We start from the raw sequence: 19,635 nt of genomic DNA on the forward strand, positions 1-19,635 counted from the left end.
CAGTGCCGGAGGGTCTGCGACTTGGCAACCTGTATCAGGACTTTCCGATCGCCGCGCGGACCTTCGGCATGACCTGCTCGGCCATCAGCACCATCGAGCGTTTGGCGAGGTCGCCATCCACCCAGTCCATCCCGGCATAGACGATCTCGCCGAAGTCTCCGGTCGTCTCGCGCAGCGCCAGGATCTGGTCGACGACGCTGTCGACCGTGCCGTGGATGACGAGTTGGTCCATGACGCCGTCCAGCGTCACTTCGCTGTCCGGCTGGTCCTTGTCCTCCTTCATGACGAAGAGCCGCTTGCTGCGGTGCAGCTTCGCCAGGATCTGGCGATAATAGGCGAGATAAGGGCTGTTGGCGTCGTGCCGGCCGTAGCTGGCAGCCGTCTTGTCGTCGTCGGCCACGAATATGGTCCGTGCAACGCGCCAGTCTTTCGGATCGGCGACCTCGCCGACGGACGCCTTGCCCTCGGCATAATTCGCCCAATGGCTCGGCAGCCATTTGGACAGCAGGAAGTTGGCGGAAAGCGGATGGAAGTCGCGCTTTCCCATCGCCACCACGCCTTGCGAGAACGGCGCCAGCACCGTGCCGACAATTTCGGGGCGGGGCGACTGGTAGGGTTTCGCCAGATGGCCGACGCCAAGTTCGGGGGCGCTGGTGCGCGCCGTCGACACCTTGAAGCGGTTGTCCGGCAGGTCGATGTCGTAGGGCGCGTCGCGCTTCCAGATTTCGAGGATGACGTCGATCGCCTCCGCGAACATCTTGTTGCGGTCCTGGTCGAGGATGCCCAGCGCCTCGGCGTCGGAGGTCAGCGCACCGGGGCTGATGCCGAAAATGAAACGGCCCTCGGCGATATGGTCGAGCATCGCCGCGTGCGAGGCGATCAGCACCGGATGCGCGTGCGAGAGGTTGGAGGTTCCCGTCGCCAGCTTTATCGTCCTGGTGTCGCTGACCAGCGTGGCCAGGAACAGCATGCTGCTGGTGATGGTCTCCGACCGGTCGGTCAGGTGCTCGCCGATGAAGGCGTCGTGGAAACCGAGCTTGTCGGCAAGGATGACGGTCTCGCGATCCTCCTTCAGCGTCTGCGTCCAGTTCCTGTGCATGCCATGCACCGGCATGGTGAAATATCCGAGTCGCATCATCGTCTCCGAAGAAAGTTCGTCATGTTCGTGTCGGGATGCGCCGGGCGCCGATGTTCGGCGAAAATGCGCTCCGACAACCGTCATTTGCTGTTGCCGGATATTCGCACCGCAGGGTTGCGACAGGAATATCCGAAGGTAGAAAAACCTCGTTTACATCATGTCCGAAATCAGGCCGGGCAAAAGGAAATATTGTCTCGGAGTTTTGGACATAAATTTCCCGTTCGAAGCGAATCCATCCCGGAGTTGCTTCGGCGGTATTTTGGTGTTCTGCATATCGACCGCGGTAGGTGGCGCGTCTTCGCTCAACCGCCGCGGTTATTCGCTAGAAATCTAGACGGAAGACCAGGTCCTCTGGCCGAGGAAAGGCGACCCCGGCGCATGCAGCGTCTGCGGCCCGATCGTCCAGAACGTCGCCGGATCTGTCCGGCGCTGCTCCTGGAAACCCTTCCACAGGTCGGCGCGCGCTTCCGGCGAGGTGAACTCGTAGAGGATGCAGTGTTTGCCCCAGCCGGCAACGCACATCAGCTTGCGCGTCCGCACGCAGCCCGGGCTCGCGGCCATTTCTGCGAGGCGACGCTGCGCATACCAGCGGCCGGCGTCGAAATCCTCCTGCGGCGTGCGCATGGAGAAATTGCCGCAGCGGATCGCCAGCGCCGGCACGTCGGGTCCCTCCGGAGGCGCGTCCGGCCCGATGACGCTTTCCTCCTCCAGCAGCACGGCATGGCGTGCATTGATGCGCTTGCCGAGCATTTCGGACGCACTGGGATAGGGCGCATCGTTGCGGTCGAGGACGAGCGGATTGAGAAACCTGTGCGGGGAGTCCGCGCCGACCAGGACGAGGTATTCGCTTGCCGAACCTATGCCTTCCTTCGCCGCGTCGACCACCGTCTCGCCGAACACGCCCGTCTCGATCCCCTCGCCCGACTTGGAGGCGTAGCGCGCCACCCAATTGTAGCCGGGCTCGGCGGCCAGCGCCGGCAGGTACACCGTGCGTTCCCATTCGGCGAAGACGTCGCGGTCGGCGTCCGCCACGTCGTACCAGGTTGCCCAGATGCCTCGGCTCATTCTATTTTTGTCCTTGCAAGAATTTGCGGTGCGCATGCCGCGCCGGGTGCGGCTGCCGGGAGGCCCGGCAGCCCGATGGTCATTGCCGTGAAGGCAAGCATTATTCGATGCTGATCTTGGCGTCGGCGATCACCTTCTTCCACTTTTCCGCCTCGCGGCGGACGAGGTCTTCGAGTTCCTCGGGCGTCGAACCGACGGCCTGGACGCCACGTTCCTTGAGGAAGGCGACCGTCTCAGGCGTGTGGATGATCTCACGCAGCGCGTTGCCGAGCTTGTCGATGATCGGCTTGGGCGTGCCGCCCTTGACGTAGATGCCGTGCCAGATGACGAGTTCGACGCCCGGAAGCGTCTCGTCCAGCGCCGGCAGTTCCGGCATGCCATCCCAGCGCTTCGGCGTGCTGACGGCGAGCGGTATCAACGCGCCCGACTTGACATGCGGCAGCACGGACGGCGCGCCGTCCAGCGCGATGTCGATATGGCCGCCGAGAAGGGCGTTCATCGTGTCGCCGCTGCTCTTGAACGGCACATGGGTTATGTCGAGCCCGGCCGCCGACTTTAGCAATTCCATCGCCAAATGGTTGGTCGCGCCGACGCCGGACGAGCCGTAGCTGAACTTGCCGGGGTTGTCCTTGATCTCCTTCAGCACGCCGGCAAGGTCGCGCGCGGCGAACTTGTCGGGATTGATCACCAAGAGGTTCACCTGCTGGTTGGTCTGCGTCACGGCGGCGAGGTCGTCCATGGTGTAGGGCATGTCGTCGCGCAGCAGCGGCGCGATGGCGACCGCGGCATTGGTAGTAATGACCATCGTGTAGCCGTCCGGCTGGGACTGGGCGGCAGTGTTGGTGCCCGCGACGCTGCCCGCGCCCGGAACGTTCTCGACCACAACCGGCTGGCCCAGCTTCTGGGACAGCTTCTGGGCGAGGTAGCGTGCGATACCGTCCGACGTGCCACCGGCGCTGGCGGACACGACGAACTTTATCGGCTGCGTCGGCCAGTCGGTGGCGGCCTGTGCCGACGCGGCGGCAAGGCTGCCCGCCCAGAACGCCGCCGCCAGGGCGATTCCCGCTATCAGTTTGCGCACTGCTATTCCCTCCCTGCAGATTTCGACGGCCTTGGCCGCCGGAATTTCGAGGCATTCGCCCGATGCGAACGCATTTTTGAGCGCGAGCCGTCTCCGGTCCGCAGCGGCGCCAACTTACGGAGATGCGTCGGCCGGGGTTAGCGGGCGGAAAGGAAATTAATCTTTTCCGTTTGCGCCGGAATTTCGAGGACCCGGACCGCCATTCCCGACGAAACAGTCCGATTCGGAAAAGCAGCATTTCCCAATGGTCTCTATCTTTGGCGACTTCCCGCGATAAAGGATGGGTGCAAATCCGTGGCGCGGAAGGACTCGGCCTGCGGGCGGGTCGCCATGGGACATCAACTTTGGCGGAGCGGGAGGCGGCTTTGAGTACCTTAGTGGCGAGGAAACACCTTATCGCGGGGCTGCTGTTCGCCCTGATGGGCGCGAGCGTCACCATCATGTCGCTGCGCTACAAGATGGGAACGCTGCACAATATGGGCCCCGGCTTCCTGCCGTTCTGGCTCGGCCTGCTGCTGGCGGGGCTCGGCGTCGTCGCGGCCGTCCAGGCCTTGCTCGCCGCCGCGGACGAGCGGCGGCCGCGCATCGAGCCGAGGCAGTTGCTGTTCGTGCTCGGCTCGGTCCTCTGCTTCGCCCTGCTGCTCAAGCCGCTCGGGATGATCCTGTCGGTCGTGGTCATGACGCTGGTGGCAAGTTTCGCCAGTTCGGAATTCAGGATGACGGAACGGATTGCCGTCGCCGTCGGGCTGGCGGTGCTCGCCTATCTGATCTTCGACTTCGCGCTCGGCTTGCCGATCCCGCTTGCGCCGCAGGCTCTGTTGCACCTGGTACGCTGACATGGAACTTCTTTCGCATCTGGCGCTCGGCGCCAGCGTGGCCTTCACGCTGCAGAACCTTTTCTACGCCTTCGTGGGCTGCCTGCTGGGAACGCTGATCGGCATCCTGCCGGGCCTCGGCCCCCTCGCCACCATCGCGATCCTGCTGCCGTTCACATATGGCCTCGATCCGACCGCGGCGCTGATCATGCTGGCCGGCATCTACTACGGCTCGCAATATGGCGGGTCGACCACGGCGATCCTTCTCAACCTGCCCGGCGAGACCTCGTCGGTGGTGACGGTCATCGACGGCCACAAGATGGCCCAGGACGGCCGCGCCGGCACGGCGCTGGCAACCGCCGCCATAAGCTCGTTCGTCGCCGGCTGCGTCGGCACGCTGATCCTGGCGGCTTTCGCCATTCCGCTGACCAGGGTGGCGCTGTCCTTCGGACCGGCCGAATATTTCTCGCTGCTCATGCTCGGCCTTGTCGGCGCCGTGGTGCTGACGCCGAGTTCGCTGATCCTGTCGCTGTGCATGCTGGTAGTCGGCGTGCTTCTCGGCATGATCGGCACGGATGTGAGTTCCGGTGTCACCCGCTTCACTTTCGGGATCTCCGATCTCTGGGATGGCATCGATTTCGTCGTCGTCGCGGTCGGCATGTTCGCTGCGGCGGAAATCGTCGCCAATCTCACCCACGCCGAAGGCCCCAAGAGCATAACTTCGAAGGTCTCGAACCTGTGGCCGACGCGCGCAGAGTTCAGGCGCATGACGCCGTCGATGTTCCGAGGCACGGCGCTCGGCAGCCTTGTCGGCATCCTGCCCGGCGCCGGCGCGGCGCTCGCCTCCTTCATGGCCTATACGCTGGAGCGAAAATTCTCCCGCCACGCCGACGAACTGGGGCATGGCGCGCTGGAAGGCGTCGCCGGCCCGGAGGCGGCCAACAACGCCGCCGCGCAGACCGCCTTCATCCCAACGCTGACCCTGGGCATTCCAGGGACCGGGAGCATGGCGATGCTGCTCGGCGCGATGATGATCCACAACATCCAGCCCGGCCCGCAGGTCATGACCCAGAACCCGGACCTGTTCTGGGGGCTGATCGTGTCGATGTGGATCGGCAATTTGATGCTGGTCATCCTCAACCTGCCGCTGATCGGCCTGTGGGTGCGGCTGCTGAAGGTTCCCTACAAGATCCTTTTCCCGGCGATCCTGATGTTCTGCTGCGTCGGCGTCTATTCGGTGCAGTCCTCGACTTTCGACGTCGTGCTCGTCGTGGTCTTCGGCTTCGTCGGCTATATCTTCCGCAAGCTCGAATGCGACCCGCTGCCTCTCATGCTCGGCTTCGTGCTCGGGCCGATGCTGGAGGAGCATTTCCGCCGCGCGATGATCCTGTCGAAGGGCGACCTGATGTTCTTTTTCGAGCGGCCGGTGTCCGCCGTCATGCTGTCGCTGGCTGTCATCATGCTACTGCTGGTCGGCTCCTCCTTCATCCGCAAGCAGCGCCGCGAGAAGCTGAGCGTCGAGGCTTAGCGGCCACACCCGTTTCGGCATTCTGAAAAACGAAAGAGGCGGCCGTCGCGTGACGGCCGCCTCTTTCGTCCCCAACGCATTGGCCGGGACCGGCCGTCAGTGACCGTGCTGGTATTTGCCAAAACCGCCGCGAAAGAAGACGAGCGGCTCGCCGTCGAGACGCCGGCACGAGATCACCTCGCCGATCACGATGTCGTGGTCGCCACCGGAGTGGATATCCCGCACCACGCATTCGAAGCTGGACAGCGCGTCGCGCAGCAGCGGCAGGCCGCGCTGGCCGATGTCGATGTTCAGCCCGTCGAAGCGTTCGGCCATGCTGGCGGCCCTGCCGACGAACCGGCCGGCCAGTTCCTTCTGCGAATTGTTGAGCAGGCTCACGCCGAACTGGCCCGACGCTTTCATGGCGCTGCCGGTGGCGCTGCCCTTTTTCGGGCAGATGAGCAGCAGGCAGGGATCCAGCGAGACCGACGTAAGCGAGTTCATCGTCATGCCGAACCAGGCGCCGGCGTCGCTGGCCGTGACGACGGCCACGCCGGTTGCGAAGGCGCCGATCGCGGCGCGGAACGCCTGCGGGTCGACCCGCTCGCCGGCAAAGCTATCGACGCACTGGTTCATGGCGATCCTCTTGCCTGCACATGCTGGCGGCAAGATAGGAGCCGGGCACTCATGTTGAAAATGTCCTAAATATGAAATACATTCTTTCCCTTCCGGAAAGGAGGCACCATGAACAAATTCATGGCCTTGACCATATTCACCAAGGTGGCCGAGAGCGGCGGCTTCACGGCCGCCGCCCGCAAGCTCGGCATGTCGGTGTCGGCGGTCACCAAGGCGATCGCCCGGCTGGAGGACGATCTGGGCACCCAGCTCTTCCACCGCACCACGCGCCAATTGAGCACCACCGACTACGGCCAGGAGTTCTACGAACGCAGCGTCCAGATCCTCACCGACCTGGAGGATGCCGAAACCCAGTTACGCAACCGCAACGCCACGGCGCGCGGGCGGGTACGCGCCGTCGTGCCGATCTCCTTCGGCAGGGTGACGCTGGTTCCCGAACTGCCCGACTTCTTCGCCCGCTATCCCGACATCGAGTTGGACCTCGCCTTCAGTGACGGCCCTGTCGACCTGATCGCCGAAGGTTTCGACGTGGCCGTGCGGACAGGGCAGGTCAGCGATTCGCGTCTCACCATCCGCCTGCTGACGCGCGGCCCGCAACTGGTGGTGGCCTCGCCAGATTATGTCGCCAGGCATGGCGAGCCGCGGACGCCCGAGGACCTCCAGGATCACAACTGCCTCGTCGGACGCTTCGGACCCAATTGGGAGTTCCGCGGTTCCAACGGCCACAACAAGATGGTGCGGGTGCGGGGCAATGCCGTCATCAACAGCGGCGACGCGCTGCGCGAGGCGGCGGTGGCCGGCCTCGGCATCATGCAGGGCACGCTCTGGCTGGTCCGCAAGGATCTGAGCCAGGGAAAGCTCGTGCCGCTGCTTTCCGACTACAGCCTCGACGGCGCGCCGATCTCCGTGCTCTATCTCGGCAAGAAGCACCTGCCCAGAAAGGTGCGGATATTCATCGACTTCCTGATCTCGCTGGCGAAGAACGAGGAACTGCCGTCGATCGCCGCACCTGCCCTTCAGCCGGCTCACTGACCGCCGATCGGGTGTCGAGGGGTTATGCGTCTTCACGGATAAAGCCTAAAATCGCCGCCGCAAAACCTTCAGGATTTTCGATGACGGAGATATGGCCGGTGTCCGGCAGCTCCGCATAGCGCGAACTCGGCGTCTTCCGCTGATGGTCGCGCAGGACGGAAGGCGGCGCGCCGCCGTCCTTCTCGCCGGCGAGGAACAGGGAGCGGACGCTGCTGCCCTCGAGGCGCCGTTCGTAGTCCAGGCCCTTCAGCGCCTCGGCGCTGGCGCAATATCCGTCCACAGACGTGGCCAGAACCATCTGCCTGATCGCTGCGATCGCCCGTGGATCGCGGACGGGAAACTCCGGCGTGAACCAGCGGCTGACGGTGGCGTCGGCGATTGCTTCCATGCCGCCCTGCCGGACGCGCTCGAGACGCTCCTCCCAGTTCTTTCTATAATCCGGCGTGGCCGATGCGCGGGCGTTGCAGAAGGCGACGCTCTCCAGCCGCTCGCGGTGGTCCAGCGCCAGCCCCATGCCGACCATGCCACCCAGCGACAGGCCGACGAAATGCACCTTCGCCAGGCCGACCGTATCCATCAGCGCGACCGCGTCGTCCGCCAGATCGTCCAGGGTGAAGGATCCCGACCCAGCCGGCGACCCACCATGGCCACGGCTGTCGTATCGAAGCACGCGATAGTCGCTGGCCATTACGCCGGCGAAGCCATCCCAGACCCGGAGGTCCAGCGCCACACCATGCGCCAGCATGATGCAAGGCGCCTCGCGCGGCCCCTCGATCCGGTAGCTCAGCGTGCGTGCATCCGGCAGCGTCGCCTTCACGGCCGGCGCTCCGCGGCATCAGCCATCCGAACACGCTTCCAGGGAATGTCGGCATCCGCGGGCACCCCGACCTGGTGCGCGTTGATGGTCAGCGCCAGCAGCGAATAGTAACCGATCAGGCCGGTGAGATCGGTGGTTCCGCGCACGCCGAACAACTCTGTCGCGCGCCCGTAGGTCGCGTCCGAAACCTGTGTCGAGCGGAGCAGTTCGCCGCAGAAATCCGCGACGACACGATCTTCTTCGGTCGGCCATTGCGGCGTGCCGCCCATGCCGAGTGTGTCGATCGCATCGCGAGGCAGCCCCTGCTTCTCGGCGATGGGCGCATGGACGAACCATTCGTAGTCGGCCCGCCAGTGGCGGGCGACGGCCAGGATAGCCAGTTCCCGCTGGCGCTGCGGCACCGCGCATTCGAACCGCACAAAGACGCCGAGTTGCTCGACGCGCGCCGCGAGTTCCGGGCTGTGGAGAAGTGCCAGGAACGGCCCGGCGACCCTGCCGCGCGCGCCGCCGGCAATGTGGTCGTAGACCGCCTTCTGAGCGGCGTCCATCGCCTCGATGTCGATCTCGGGAAGTCGCATGAAAGCCTCGCCTGTGGACAATCCGAGCCGGCGCGGAAAGTCATCCCCCCTCCGCCGCGCCAGTCCGCTTGCCTTCCTTGGCTTCCGGCTGGACGCCGGACAATCGGCCTTTTCGGAAATTCATCTTTTCAGCAAGCCGGCTTCGGAACGCAAAGGAGAATTTCCAAAACGGCCGGTAACGATGCGTGCCCTCAGGCTATAGAGAGATGGAATCTCCCGCAGAGCAGTTTCGCGACATGCCCGTGACCCCCAGCACACCCTATTTCGCCGACGCGGGAGGGCCGGGCGGCTGCCGCTGCCCCGGCTGCATGCCGCTTTCCGCCGGTGCGCCGACGGCGTCTTTCGCTCCCGCCGGGCCGCTGCCTTCGCCGGATCGCTCAGCCGCGCGTGCCGTGCTGCGGACGCCGGAATGGGTAGGCCGCCTCAACGCCGCCGGCGAGCGGAGACGCCTGCTCATCCGCGGCGCCTGCATCGTCAGCATGGATTCGAATGTTACCGATCTGCCGAGAGGCGACATCCTCGTCGAAGGCAGCCGGATCGCCGCCATCGCCCCGTCCATCGACGCCGACTGCGAGGCGATCGATGCGCGAGGCATGATCGCCTGCCCCGGTTTCATCGACACGCACCGGCACTGCTGGCAGAACGTTTTTCGCCGCTTCGCCCCCAACATCCTCTGGCTCAAATACCGCGAGACCTCAGATCAGGCGGCACTCGTCTACAGCCCGGAGGATGTGCTGATCGGCAATCTGCTCACCTGCCTCGGTGCCATCGACAGCGGCGTCACAACCCTGCTCGACTGGTCGCACATCTCCAACTCGCCCGACCATTCCGACGCCGCCATCGAAGGCCTGCAGCGCTCCGGCATCCGCGCCGTCTACGGTTTTGGCCAGTCGCGATGCAGCCATCCTAACAGCCAGTATCCGCAGGACATCAGACGGCTGCGGCGCGACGTGCTGCCGTCGGACGACGCTCTGGTGACGCTCTGCCTCGCCGCCGACATCGACCGCCACCAGCACTGGCCGATCGCCCGCGAACTCGGCCTGCGCATCACCGCCCACGCGGCGCGCCGGCCGGAACTGATGGCCGAGATCCATCGCCAGGGGCTGATGAAGGACGACACCACCTATATCCACTGCACCGCGCTGGACGATCTCGCCTGGAGCCATATCCGCGACAGCGGCGCCACCCTGTCCATAGCCACCACCTCGGTCGCGCAGCTGGGCGTGGCGGGCGGCCTGCCGCCGATCCAGCGGGCGCTCGACCTCGGCCTGAGACCCAGCCTCAGCATCGATGTGGAAGTCTCGTTGCCCGGCGACATGTTCACCCAGATGCGGGCGATGCTCGCCTTGCAGCGCTCGGCCGCCAACGAACGGCGCATGCGCGGCGACGGCCGTGACGTACCGTGCCTTTCGGTCCGCGACGTTTTGGGCTTCGCCACGGTCGAGGGCGCGCGGGCGCTGGGTATGCAGCACCGGATCGGTTCGTTCGCGCCCGGCAAGCAGGCCGACCTGATCCTGATCGAGGCCGGCGCCATCAACACGCTGCCGCTCAACAACGCCATCGGCACCATCGTGTCGGGCGCCGACGGCCGCAACGTCTCGACGGTGATGATTGCCGGCAGGCTGGCCAAATGGGCCGGGCAGCTGCTGGATTTCGATGTCGGCCATATCAGGCAGCTGGCCGAGGCGGCGCGCGACCGGGTCGTCGAAAAATCGGGACTTCAGGCCCCGCTTTTCGGCGACGGGTATTGAGGACGCGACAAATGACGCGCAGTGGACATATGTGCGGCGGACCGGGCTGCGGATGCCAGGCCAGCGACGGGCGGCAAGGTTTCCTCGACGGCATTTTCGCCGGCATCGCCGGCCCTGCCGTGGAGACGCCGGACGTCGCCGAGACCGCGCTTTCGGCGGATTTCGCCAGGGCGCCGATCACGGCCGAGGCGGGAAGGCGCATCCTTCTGAAGGGCGGCACCATCCTCAGCATGGACCCGGCCGTTGGCGACTTCGCACGCGGCGACCTTTTGATCGAAGGATCGAAGATCGCCGCGGTCGCACCGAACATCGAAGCGGACGCCGCGGTCATCGACGCTTCCGAGATGATCGTCATTCCGGGCTTCTGCGATCCGCACATCCACGCCTGGCAGGGCAACCTGCCGCGCATCATTCCCAACCACGCGAGCACCGCCGAGGACGAGAAGAAGGGTACGGTCGACCCCGCCACGCGCACCCGTAACTACCGCTGGGTGTTCCATCATACGTTCGGCCCGGCCTACCGGCCGGAGGACACCTATGTCGGCACGCTGATGTCGATGCTTTCGGCGATCAATGGCGGCATCACCACGGTCTGCGACAACGCCCACAATTCGCGATCCGCCACGCATTCCGACGCATCGATCCAGGCACTGGTCGATTCCGGCATCCGCGGCATCCATGCGTTCGGCCGCCCGCGCTTCGGCCCGTGGGACCGCCAGTTCCCGGAAGACGCGCGCCGGCTGCGACGGCATTACTTCTCCTCCGACGACCAGTTGACGTCGCTGCGCGTGTTCATGCTGGGCCGCGACCCGGAAGACGAACTGCGGCATGTGCTGAAGGTCCGGCGCGAGCTCGACTGCTGGATCACCTTCGACAGCGGCATCGGCGTCCATCCGCTGGTCGAGCTCTACGCATCCGGTGAACTCGACGGCCGCGAGACGATCAATCACGGCACCTTCATTTCACCCGAGAAGATGGCGGCCGTCGTGGCCCATGGCGCGACGGTCAATGTCTGCCCGCGCATCGAGACGCAGTTCCGCTTCGGCGACGTGCCCTACCAGGCCTGGATCGAGGCCGGGCTCAAGCCGGCGATCAGCAATGACGATCCCGCCACCTACGCCATCGACACGTTCCGCGAGATGCAAACGCTCTACGCCTTCCAGCGTGCGAAAGCCCACCGGGACGCGATGCGCGGCGAGGGGGCCACGCCGCATTATGCGACGCTGCGCGACATGCTGGAGGCCGCGACCATCCGCGGCGCCCAAAACTGCGCGCTGGACCACAAGGTCGGCTCGCTGACGCCCGGTAAGCAGGCGGACATCGTCATGATCAACACGGACGACATCCACCTCTTCCCGCGCAACAATGCGGTCTGCAGCGTCGTCCAGGGCGCCGACGTCCATTCCGTCGACACGGTGATGATCGGCGGGCGCATCCGCAAATGGCGCGGCAGGCTGGTGAACGTCGACTTCCGGCGGCTGCGCGCCGCTGCCGAGGCCTCGCGGGACTATCTGTTCGAGGCCGTCGGGTGGCCGCATGACGCCATCGACCTCGCCGACTGACCCCGGTCGATCCGGCAATCCTCAGGCGGCCAGCCACTCGTCGGATACGCGGCGCGCGACCTCGACCATCGCATCGGGCGCCAGAATGCCCCGCACCCTTGCAAAAGCCTCGAAAGCAAGCCTGGCCGTATCGGCGTCGACCTCTCCGGCGATGGCCAGACGACAGACATTGAGCGCCATTGCATGGGTTGGCCCGCGCGAACCCGTCCATTCGTTCAGGATGCGATACGCCTCGGTCGGCGTACCGACGTCATGGGGGAACCCCAGTCCGACGAAGATCGACACCGGCTGCGTGAAACCGATTCCTTGCATGCATTCCTCCCAATGGCCAAAGAGCATTTTGACCGCGCCAGAACGCGCGATCCACCGTTCGGTTGCATGGGATTATTCGACCGGACGAAGCGCTGGCTCCGCTTCGGACGGACCCGCTTCGATACGAAGGGTAAGGTTCGGTGACCGGCGGCTTGCCGCAAGGCTCTCTGGCGCCGACATCCGCGCCGCCGGCTGGATTACGACCAGACTTTCCGGAACGAAAGGCCCCGCCGGCGTGAGCCGGCGGGGCGATGGTCCTTATCGATGGAAACCTAGACCACCACGAAATCCGCCGCCGTCAACAAAGGCGTGCCTGACAATGTGGCGATCCGGATGTTGGCGAATGCACCACCGGAACCGTCAGCATCGTAGTAGAGATTGCCGGTGTCCGAATTGTAGATGATGCGGTCGTCGGCATCCTTGGCAGCAGCAGCAACATCCTTGAACGCCGACGCGGCGAGGTTGCCCAGCGCGGTCAGCGCGGTATAGGCCGCGTCGTCCAGCCAGATCACGTCGTCGGCGGCATTGAAGTCGAGGATGCGGTCGACATTGCCCGGATCGGCGGGGATTGTGTCGAAGAGGAACGAATCCGCCCCGGCACCGCCGTGCAGCGTGTCCTGCCCAAGGCCGCCGGCCAGCGTGTCATTGCCGCCATTGCCCTTGATGGCATCGTCGCCGGCGCCACCGATGAGGATGTTGCGGCCGTCATTCCCATGCAGGATGTCGTCGAAGCTCGACCCGGTCAGGTGCTCGACCGAGATGTAGCTGTCGCCTGCCGCATCGCCGGTGTTGATCGCGGCATTGAACAGGCTCGCGGTCACGCCGGCCAGGGCACCGGCATAGGACGCGGTGTCCGCGCCATTGCCGCCATTCAGCACGTCGCCGCCGGCGCGGCCCAGCAGCGTGTCGTTGCCGTCGCCGCCGAACAGCGTATCGTTGCCCGCGGGTCCGACATTGGGCATGCCGACATCGGCGGGAGCCACCGAGACGTTGATCTCATAGGTGGAGCCGACCGGCACCGTCGGCGAGAAGCCGCTCGGCGACGCGCCGTCGACCCAGGCGCCGACCTGGACGTAGTAGATGCCGTCCTGCGTGACCGTATAGACCAGACCGGAGTCGCGGCCGGATTCGGAGCCGGGATCGCCGCCATTGTCGTCATTGTTGGCGACGAGGACGCCGCCGGCCCCATTGTCGCGGATCAGCAGGATCCAGCTGTCGTGCACGTCGGGATCGGCGATGTGGTCGATATCGACCGTCAGCGTCGCGCCCTTGGTCAGCTCAATCTTGTAGAAGCCAGACTGGCCGTTGCCGGTGGCGTTCACCGTGGTGTGCGGCACCGTGTCGGAGTCGAATATGTCGGGGTCGGCCACCGTGGTGAAGTTGTTGGTGATGTCATAGGCGGCGGCCAGCGAGTTGTTCTTGGCGCCCGCGCCGAGCGTGGCGTAGCCGCTTCCGATGCCGATGCCGGTGGGCGGGATCGCCGTGAAGTCGCCGTCGAGCACGTCGTTACCGGCGCCGCCCTTCAGCACGTCGTTTCCGCCCTGGCCGACCAGAACGTTGGCGTTGGCATCGCCCGTCAGCTTGTCGTTGAAGGCCGAACCGGCAAAACCCTCGATCGAGACCAGTGTGTCCTCGCCGGGTTGGGTGAGGTCGGCGACCACGCCGGCCTTGCTGTCGTAGAAGGCGACCATGTCCATGCCGGCGCCGCCGTCGAGCAGGTCCTTGCCGCCGCCGCCGGAGAGCGAATCGTCGCCGCCCGCGCCACGGATGATGTTGACGCCGTCGTCGCCGGTCAGCACGTCGGCGAATTTCGAACCGGTCAGGTTCTCGATCGAGACGAGGACGTCGCCCTGCACGCCATTGGTGGTGTTGCCTTCGGCATCGCCGCCGCTGGCCTCTCCGGTGGCAAGGTTGACCGTCACGCCGGAAATGGCCTTGGAGTCGGAACCGGTGGTATAGTCCGCCGTGTCCCTGCCGGCGCCGCCGTTGATGTAGTCCTGTCCGGCGCCGCCGATGATCCTGTCGTTGCCGCCTTCGCCGTAGAGCACGTCACCATCGCGCGCGCCGTCCAGCACGTCGTTGCCGTCGCCGCCGTTGAAGACGTCGCCGCCGCCGAGGCCGCGGAAATAGTTGGCGTCCTTGGTGCCGATGAAGCGGTCGATGCGGTCGTCGGAACCGATCAGGTTCTCAATGCTGTAGAAGGTGTCGCCGGTCGCGGTGCCGCCGCTGGCGATGTTGAGTTCGAGGTTGACCAGCAACTGGAACGGGCTCTCGCGGCTGAAGTCGACGGTATCGACACCGGCGCCGCCCTTGAACACGTCGACGCCGGCCATGCCGCGCAGGATGTCGTTGCCGTCGCCGCCATCCAGTATGTCGTCGCCGGCGCCTGCGTCGATCGTGTCGTTGCCCTCCTCGCCGTAGAGCCGGTCGTTGCCGTCCTTGGTCTCCGGCCCGGTGACGGGTGGCAGCGTGTTGTTGCGGTCGCGGCTGTCGAGCGTGTCGAGGCCGCCGATGATGTAATCGTCGCCGGTGCCGCCATAGATCACGTCGGTCTGGTTGCCGCCGTTGATCTTGTCGTCGCCGCCGAGCCCTGCGATCTTGTCGGCGCCGTCACCGCCGACGATGGAATTGTCGCCGTCATTGCCGATGATGATGTCGGCGAAAGCGCTGCCGATGCCCCGTTCGATGTAATATTCGGTCGCATCGGCGTTGTGCCCGTCGAAGATCATGACGTTGTTCTCGTGCCCGTTGACGCTCGACCAGCGGCCTGCGCGGAGGTCGAGGACCGTGCCGGCGGTCGAACCGGAGAAGTCGACGGTGTCGGTGCCGCCCGTATCGTGGATGACGAAACCGATGTCGTGCGCCGTTCCATTCGCTTCCAGCGCATAGCCGAGCTTGCTGCTCCCGAAACCGTAGCGGTCGTCGCCGGTGTTGAGCTGGATGTCCTGGTAGGTGCGCACGCCCTCATCGTCGACGGTCGAGAAATAATGGCGGATCACCGCCTCGATGTCGCCGACCATCGGCGTCGTGGCGGTCCAGCGCGTCGTTCCGCCGACGTCGATGCCGTCGAAATAGGACATGACGCTATAGCGCTGCTGGTCGTAGATCCAGGTCGCGCCGTTGAAGAAATTGATCTGGTCGCCGCCCGGCCCGCCGTAATTGTACACGCCCGGATGATTCAGACCCCATTCGTGGCCGAATTCGTGGACGAAGGCGTTGAAGACATAGCCGCCAGGATCGGTCTTGTTCGGCTCGGTGTCGTGGAAGCGCTGTCCGATGCTGACGTAGCGGTTGGCCGAATAGGCGCTGCCGTCGTCTTCCTCGCCCAGTTCCGGGCTCACCACTTCCAGATAGTCCAGATCGGGGTCGAACGGCCGGTCGTCGACGATCTCGAATTGCAACGGCGTCGTCGCCGACCATTGCTGCAGGGCGCCGATGGCGGCCGCCTTGTATTCGGGATGATTGTTCAGCTCCGACACGTTCACGCGGATCGGGTTCTGGGCCATTTCCGGTGTCAAATCCCGGTTGAGAGCCCCCAGATAGTCGAGAAACGCCTCATAGTCAGTACTCTTGCCGAACGGGTTGTCCGGCGTCTGGTCGATGTTCATCCATTCGAGGTTTTCTACAGGCATAGGGTATCCCATCCTTGGTTGGACTTTGTTAGGCCACGCCGAAGCCCGTCACCCCGTCGGTGGCCAGAACTCAACTCCCGATAGAAGGAAGTCGAATGCCCCTGAGACAGAATTTCTATCGACGAATATTTTGCATGACAAGCAAATTAGATATGCAATTTTGCCGGCATGATTCCGGCAGGCGTACAATGCAGAATCTCCTGGCAGCGAATGCTCGCAAGGCGAACGCAACCGTCCTGACAATACGCGCCGTTCCTGCGGGCGACCTTCCGTAACGGCAACCAGTCTTCGGGACGACCGATTATCCGACTAATAAGAAGGCCTTTGTTGAGCCTCATATTGAACTCCATCGCCTGTCCGGCGTACGACACCGCCACCGGAATGACGCAGAGCGAGCGGACATGTGCAGCGATTTGCGCGACCGATCTCGTGCAGCGCGCGGGCGACCTCGGAATGAGATTTTTCCGGGACCTCGACACGCTGACAATCGAGAGCAAGGGCCATCAGGACATGGTCTCGGAAGCCGATCGCGAGGTTGAACTGTTCGTGCGCCGCGAACTTGCCGCAGCATATCCCGACGACGGCATCGTCGGCGAGGAGCATGCGCCGACTGCCGGCCTCTAAGGACGCTGTCGGAGGGCGCCGTCGGCATCGGCTTCTCCAACCGGCGCGAGATGCGCAACGTCACCAGCATCATCGACCGGCTCTTCGACGAGGGCGGCATCTTCTATCGCAATGCATCCGGCGCGCTGATGCTGGCCTATGTCGCCGCCGGACGCCTGCTGGGCTATGTCGAGGAGCACATGAACGCGTGGGACTGCCTGGCCGGAATGCTGCTCGTCGAGGAGGCCGGCGGCAAGATCCTGCGCCCCGACCCGGAGACTGTGCTGTCCGAAGGGATGATGGAGATCGCCGCCGGCCGGGACGTCTTCGACAAGGTGCATTCGCCAAGCGCCGGCGTGTTCGATCCGTAGGGTGAAATATCGATCGCAAGATTACCGCCGCGAGCAGTTGCGCCCGCGCGCATTATCTACGGATGGCTTGCCCGGCGACGGGGTTGATGAAAGGGTGGCGCCAAGAAGGAGATCAAGATGTTTCTGGAACTCACACTGAACGACGCCGCGGCGACGACGATCTACATAAACTCGGACCACGTCGTTGCCGTCTACCGGACTCCCAAGGCGGTGGCGACGACGGTTGCCTGCGTCTCCGGCGGTGGCGACCGGCGGCAGATCTATGCCGTCCGTGAAACACCCGAAGAGATCGCCGAAGAATTCGCATAGCGGACGGCCGCCGCTCCGTTCGCCTCAAGTCGGAAGCCGACACGCACGCCGGAACGCAAGCGGCAGAGGCCTGCCCTGGTTTGCTCTCTGCCCGGGACGGCGCGATTTCCCTTCCCCGACGAAAACGCTCCGCAGCCCTGGGCTGCGGAGCGCTCGATGGATGCGCGGACGTGAAAAGCCGGAAACGGTCCGCGCATCCGATAGCCTGAGACGGCGTGGTCTCCGGTCCCGGCCTCAGGGGGCCGGGATGCGGTCTTACATTTTCGGCAAAAGCACCTTGTCGATGACGTGGATCACGCCGTTCGACTGCTCGACATTGGCGATCGTCACGTTGGCGACGTTGCCGTTCTCGTCCTCGATCATGATCTTGTCGCCCTTGTATTTTGCGGTCCAGGTGCAGCCGCCGACGGTCTTGACCGGATGGGCGCCCTTGTCGTCGTCGACCATCTTCATGATGTCGGCCGACATCGCCTTGGCGGCAACCACGTGGCAGGTCAGGATCTTGGTTAGCTTGTCCTTGTTCTCGGGCTTCAGCAGCGTCTCGACCGTGCCGGCCGGCAGCGCGGCGAAGGCCTCGTTGGTCGGCGCGAGCACGGTGAAAGGCCCTGCGCCCTGCAAGGTCTCGACCAGGCCGGCGGCCTTGACTGCGGCAACCAGCGTGGTGTGGTCCTTCGAGTTGACGGCGTTCTCGACGACGTTCTTGTCGGCATACATCGGCGCGCCGCCGACCATCGGATTGTCGGCGTAGGCAACGGTGGCGGCGGACGAGAGAGCGAGTGCGCCGGCGAACAGAGCGGCAGTGAACTTGCGCATGTCAGTTTCTCCTTGGGTGTTCCCGTGTTTCGGGAGGCGGAAGAAGACACGCGGACCATCATGCATAAGTTTCAGATTTTTTTGAGTTTTTCCCGGCGACCACCTGCGCATCAGGACAGATACGGGCGAGGCGGGAAGAGAGTTTCACCACCCGCGAAATTCACTTGTCATGATCCGGCGTCGCTTCGGAGATCAGACCTTTGGGCACCAGGAAGGAAGGTTCGGCCGTGATCGACGCGGGTGCGGATGGCGCGCCGTCAGATCGCGCGCAGATCGCCCGCAGCAACGACCGGTCCGGTCGGCTGTCCGGTGGGCGACCCCCCGGCCGGCTCGAGGCTGACGGCCAGCACCGCGCCTTGCGCCAGTTTCTCGCGAACGGCGGCGGAGATCGCTACGTGGGTGGAACTGCCGACGGGTATCACGCCCATCGACACCGGCGGCTTGCTGCCCTCGATCATCCACAGTTCGAAATCGTGGCCACTCGCCCTTTCGCCCGAGACATGGCTGAGGCCGACATCTCCGGTCGCCGCATCATAAACCGCGAGGTAGCGGACATCGCTGCCGTCGGCGGCGAGCGAAGCGACCAGACGCGACTGCGGCGCCTCGATCGGCGGGCGCAGATACGGCATCGCCACCGCCAGCAGCAGGGCCGCGACCGCAGCCGCCGCGAGGCCACGCCAGAAGGTGAGGCTCGCCCAAATGCCGGCTGATTGCGTCGCCACGGCGGGGGGTTGCGCGAACAGCCGCCGGTCGATCGCCGCCTTCACCGCGGCCGGCGGCTCCACCGGCGCGTAGGCCGACGCCATCGGCGCGAAATGGCCCTCCCATCGCTCGACGGCGCGGGCGAAATCCGGTTCCGTCTCGGCCCGGCGCGCGGCCACCGCGCGCTCCTCGGCGGACAGCACGCCAAGCACGAATTCGGCGGCGACGAGATCGTCTCCGCCTTCATCCGGCACAGGGTCGTCGGCGACGCTCATCGCTCCAGGCATTCCCTGAGTTTCAGCAGGCTGCGGCGCAGCCAGGTTCGCATCGTATTCAGCGGCACGCGGTAGCGCTCCGCCAGTTCGGTATAACTCTCGCCGCGCAGATAGGCGCCGCGCACCGCCTCGGCCCGATCCTTCTCCAGTTCATCGAGGCACGAATGGATACGCTGGGCCTCGCCGCTTGCCGCGACCATGGCTTCAGGGCCTGGCGACGGATCGGCGATGTCGAGCGCCTCATCGATATCCACCGAAGCCTGCCGGCGCTGGCGGATGCGGTCGATCGCATGGTTGCGCGCCACCGCCACCAGCCACGAGATCGGGCTTAAGTCGGAAATCGCGAAGCGGTCGGCCTTCATCCAGATCTTGACGAACACTTCCTGCAAAGCCTCCTCGGCCTCGGCCCGGTCGTTCAAGACACGCAGGCAGACGCCGAAGAGTTTCGCGCTGGTATATCTGTAGAGAAGGTCGAAGGCCGCGCGATCCTTCATCGCGGTGCGCACGATCAGTTTTGTAATATCCTGCGGCCCCGGCGCCCCTGCCCGGGGCTGACGGCCATTGGGAATGGCTGATGCGCTCGTTTCCATGCCTTTGGGCGAGACTACCACGAAATCGGGCAGCCTTCAGCATGTT

General features: G+C 64.9%; 19 protein-coding genes. 8 read left to right on the plus strand and 11 right to left on the minus strand.

Annotated features, from left to right (window positions below):
* Positions 1-34: 34 nt before the first annotated feature.
* The 3 genes from ACSBOB_RS32955 to ACSBOB_RS32965 form a co-directional block, all read right to left on the minus strand.
* Positions 35-1,135, minus strand: a complete 1,101-nt coding sequence (locus tag ACSBOB_RS32955) for an LLM class flavin-dependent oxidoreductase (RefSeq protein WP_442580208.1) — start codon at positions 1,133-1,135, stop codon at positions 35-37.
* Between the two features lie 333 nt (positions 1,136-1,468).
* Entirely contained in the window at positions 1,469-2,203 is a 735-nt protein-coding gene (locus tag ACSBOB_RS32960; protein WP_442580209.1) for a hypothetical protein, read from the minus strand.
* Positions 2,204-2,303: 100 nt separating this feature from the next.
* Complete coding sequence (locus ACSBOB_RS32965; RefSeq protein WP_442580210.1) at positions 2,304-3,284, minus strand: Bug family tripartite tricarboxylate transporter substrate binding protein; 981 nt, start codon at positions 3,282-3,284, stop codon at positions 2,304-2,306.
* Positions 3,285-3,649: 365 nt separating this feature from the next.
* Between ACSBOB_RS32965 and ACSBOB_RS32970 the strand changes: the two genes are divergently transcribed.
* Together ACSBOB_RS32970 and ACSBOB_RS32975 are read left to right on the plus strand one after the other, a co-directional pair.
* Positions 3,650-4,120 (plus strand): tripartite tricarboxylate transporter TctB family protein, encoded by a 471-nt coding sequence (locus tag ACSBOB_RS32970; protein WP_442580211.1) that lies wholly within the window; start codon positions 3,650-3,652, stop codon positions 4,118-4,120.
* 1 nt (position 4,121) lies between these two features.
* Complete coding sequence (locus tag ACSBOB_RS32975; protein ID WP_442580212.1) at positions 4,122-5,627, plus strand: tripartite tricarboxylate transporter permease; 1,506 nt, start codon at positions 4,122-4,124, stop codon at positions 5,625-5,627.
* A gap of 96 nt (positions 5,628-5,723) precedes the next feature.
* Here ACSBOB_RS32975 and ACSBOB_RS32980 read toward each other — a convergent pair whose 3' ends face one another.
* Positions 5,724-6,242, minus strand: a complete 519-nt coding sequence (locus ACSBOB_RS32980; protein ID WP_442580213.1) for a flavin reductase family protein — start codon at positions 6,240-6,242, stop codon at positions 5,724-5,726.
* Positions 6,243-6,350: 108 nt separating this feature from the next.
* Between ACSBOB_RS32980 and ACSBOB_RS32985 the strand changes: the two genes are divergently transcribed.
* Entirely contained in the window at positions 6,351-7,274 is a 924-nt protein-coding gene (locus ACSBOB_RS32985) for a LysR family transcriptional regulator (protein ID WP_442580214.1), read from the plus strand.
* A 22-nt stretch (positions 7,275-7,296) separates the two neighbouring features.
* Here ACSBOB_RS32985 and ACSBOB_RS32990 read toward each other — a convergent pair whose 3' ends face one another.
* The gene (locus ACSBOB_RS32990; RefSeq protein ID WP_442580215.1) at positions 7,297-8,091 is read right to left on the minus strand and encodes an alpha/beta fold hydrolase; all 795 of its coding nucleotides are present in this window, start codon (positions 8,089-8,091) and stop codon (positions 7,297-7,299) included.
* Positions 8,088-8,669: a carboxymuconolactone decarboxylase family protein gene (locus ACSBOB_RS32995; RefSeq protein ID WP_442580216.1), complete on the minus strand. Its 582-nt coding sequence runs from the start codon at positions 8,667-8,669 to the stop codon at positions 8,088-8,090. Before ACSBOB_RS32995 ends, ACSBOB_RS32990 begins: the two co-directional genes overlap by 4 nt.
* Before the next feature lie 206 nt (positions 8,670-8,875).
* Between ACSBOB_RS32995 and ACSBOB_RS33000 the strand changes: the two genes are divergently transcribed.
* Complete coding sequence (locus ACSBOB_RS33000) at positions 8,876-10,420, plus strand: amidohydrolase family protein (RefSeq protein ID WP_442580217.1); 1,545 nt, start codon at positions 8,876-8,878, stop codon at positions 10,418-10,420.
* Positions 10,421-10,431: 11 nt separating this feature from the next.
* Positions 10,432-11,982 carry an amidohydrolase family protein gene (locus tag ACSBOB_RS33005; protein WP_442580218.1) on the plus strand — a complete coding sequence of 517 codons (1,551 nt, stop codon included), beginning with the start codon at positions 10,432-10,434 and terminating at the stop codon, positions 11,980-11,982.
* A 21-nt stretch (positions 11,983-12,003) separates the two neighbouring features.
* Here the strand turns inward: ACSBOB_RS33005 and ACSBOB_RS33010 are convergent, their stop codons facing one another.
* Positions 12,004-12,294, minus strand: coding sequence for a DUF982 domain-containing protein (locus tag ACSBOB_RS33010; protein WP_442580219.1), 291 nt, complete (start codon positions 12,292-12,294; stop codon positions 12,004-12,006).
* 272 nt (positions 12,295-12,566) lie between these two features.
* Positions 12,567-15,926: a M10 family metallopeptidase C-terminal domain-containing protein gene (locus tag ACSBOB_RS33015; RefSeq protein WP_442580220.1), complete on the minus strand. Its 3,360-nt coding sequence runs from the start codon at positions 15,924-15,926 to the stop codon at positions 12,567-12,569.
* 453 nt (positions 15,927-16,379) lie between these two features.
* Between ACSBOB_RS33015 and ACSBOB_RS33020 the strand changes: the two genes are divergently transcribed.
* The 3 genes from ACSBOB_RS33020 to ACSBOB_RS33030 all read left to right on the plus strand — a co-directional run bounded on the left by ACSBOB_RS33020 (position 16,380) and on the right by ACSBOB_RS33030 (position 17,209).
* Positions 16,380-16,550, plus strand: a complete 171-nt coding sequence (locus tag ACSBOB_RS33020; protein WP_442580221.1) for a hypothetical protein — start codon at positions 16,380-16,382, stop codon at positions 16,548-16,550.
* A 50-nt stretch (positions 16,551-16,600) separates the two neighbouring features.
* Entirely contained in the window at positions 16,601-16,900 is a 300-nt protein-coding gene (locus ACSBOB_RS33025) for an inositol monophosphatase family protein (protein WP_442580222.1), read from the plus strand.
* Between the two features lie 117 nt (positions 16,901-17,017).
* On the plus strand, positions 17,018-17,209 hold the full coding sequence (locus ACSBOB_RS33030; RefSeq protein WP_442580223.1) for a hypothetical protein: 192 nt from the start codon (positions 17,018-17,020) through the stop codon (positions 17,207-17,209).
* A gap of 255 nt (positions 17,210-17,464) precedes the next feature.
* On the opposite strand, the gene ACSBOB_RS33035 is transcribed toward ACSBOB_RS33030, so the two are convergent.
* From ACSBOB_RS33035 to ACSBOB_RS33045, 3 genes are all read right to left on the minus strand, one after another.
* The gene (locus ACSBOB_RS33035) at positions 17,465-18,022 is read right to left on the minus strand and encodes a fasciclin domain-containing protein (RefSeq protein WP_442580224.1); all 558 of its coding nucleotides are present in this window, start codon (positions 18,020-18,022) and stop codon (positions 17,465-17,467) included.
* Between the two features lie 257 nt (positions 18,023-18,279).
* Positions 18,280-18,999 carry an anti-sigma factor gene (locus tag ACSBOB_RS33040; protein WP_442580225.1) on the minus strand — a complete coding sequence of 240 codons (720 nt, stop codon included), beginning with the start codon at positions 18,997-18,999 and terminating at the stop codon, positions 18,280-18,282.
* Positions 18,996-19,589, minus strand: coding sequence for a sigma-70 family RNA polymerase sigma factor (locus ACSBOB_RS33045; RefSeq protein WP_442580226.1), 594 nt, complete (start codon positions 19,587-19,589; stop codon positions 18,996-18,998). The genes ACSBOB_RS33040 and ACSBOB_RS33045 overlap by 4 nt, the downstream gene beginning before the upstream one ends.
* Positions 19,590-19,635 lie beyond the last annotated feature (46 nt).

Source organism: Mesorhizobium sp. KACC 23794 (genome assembly GCF_052180275.1).
Classification (GTDB): domain Bacteria; phylum Pseudomonadota; class Alphaproteobacteria; order Rhizobiales; family Rhizobiaceae; genus Kumtagia.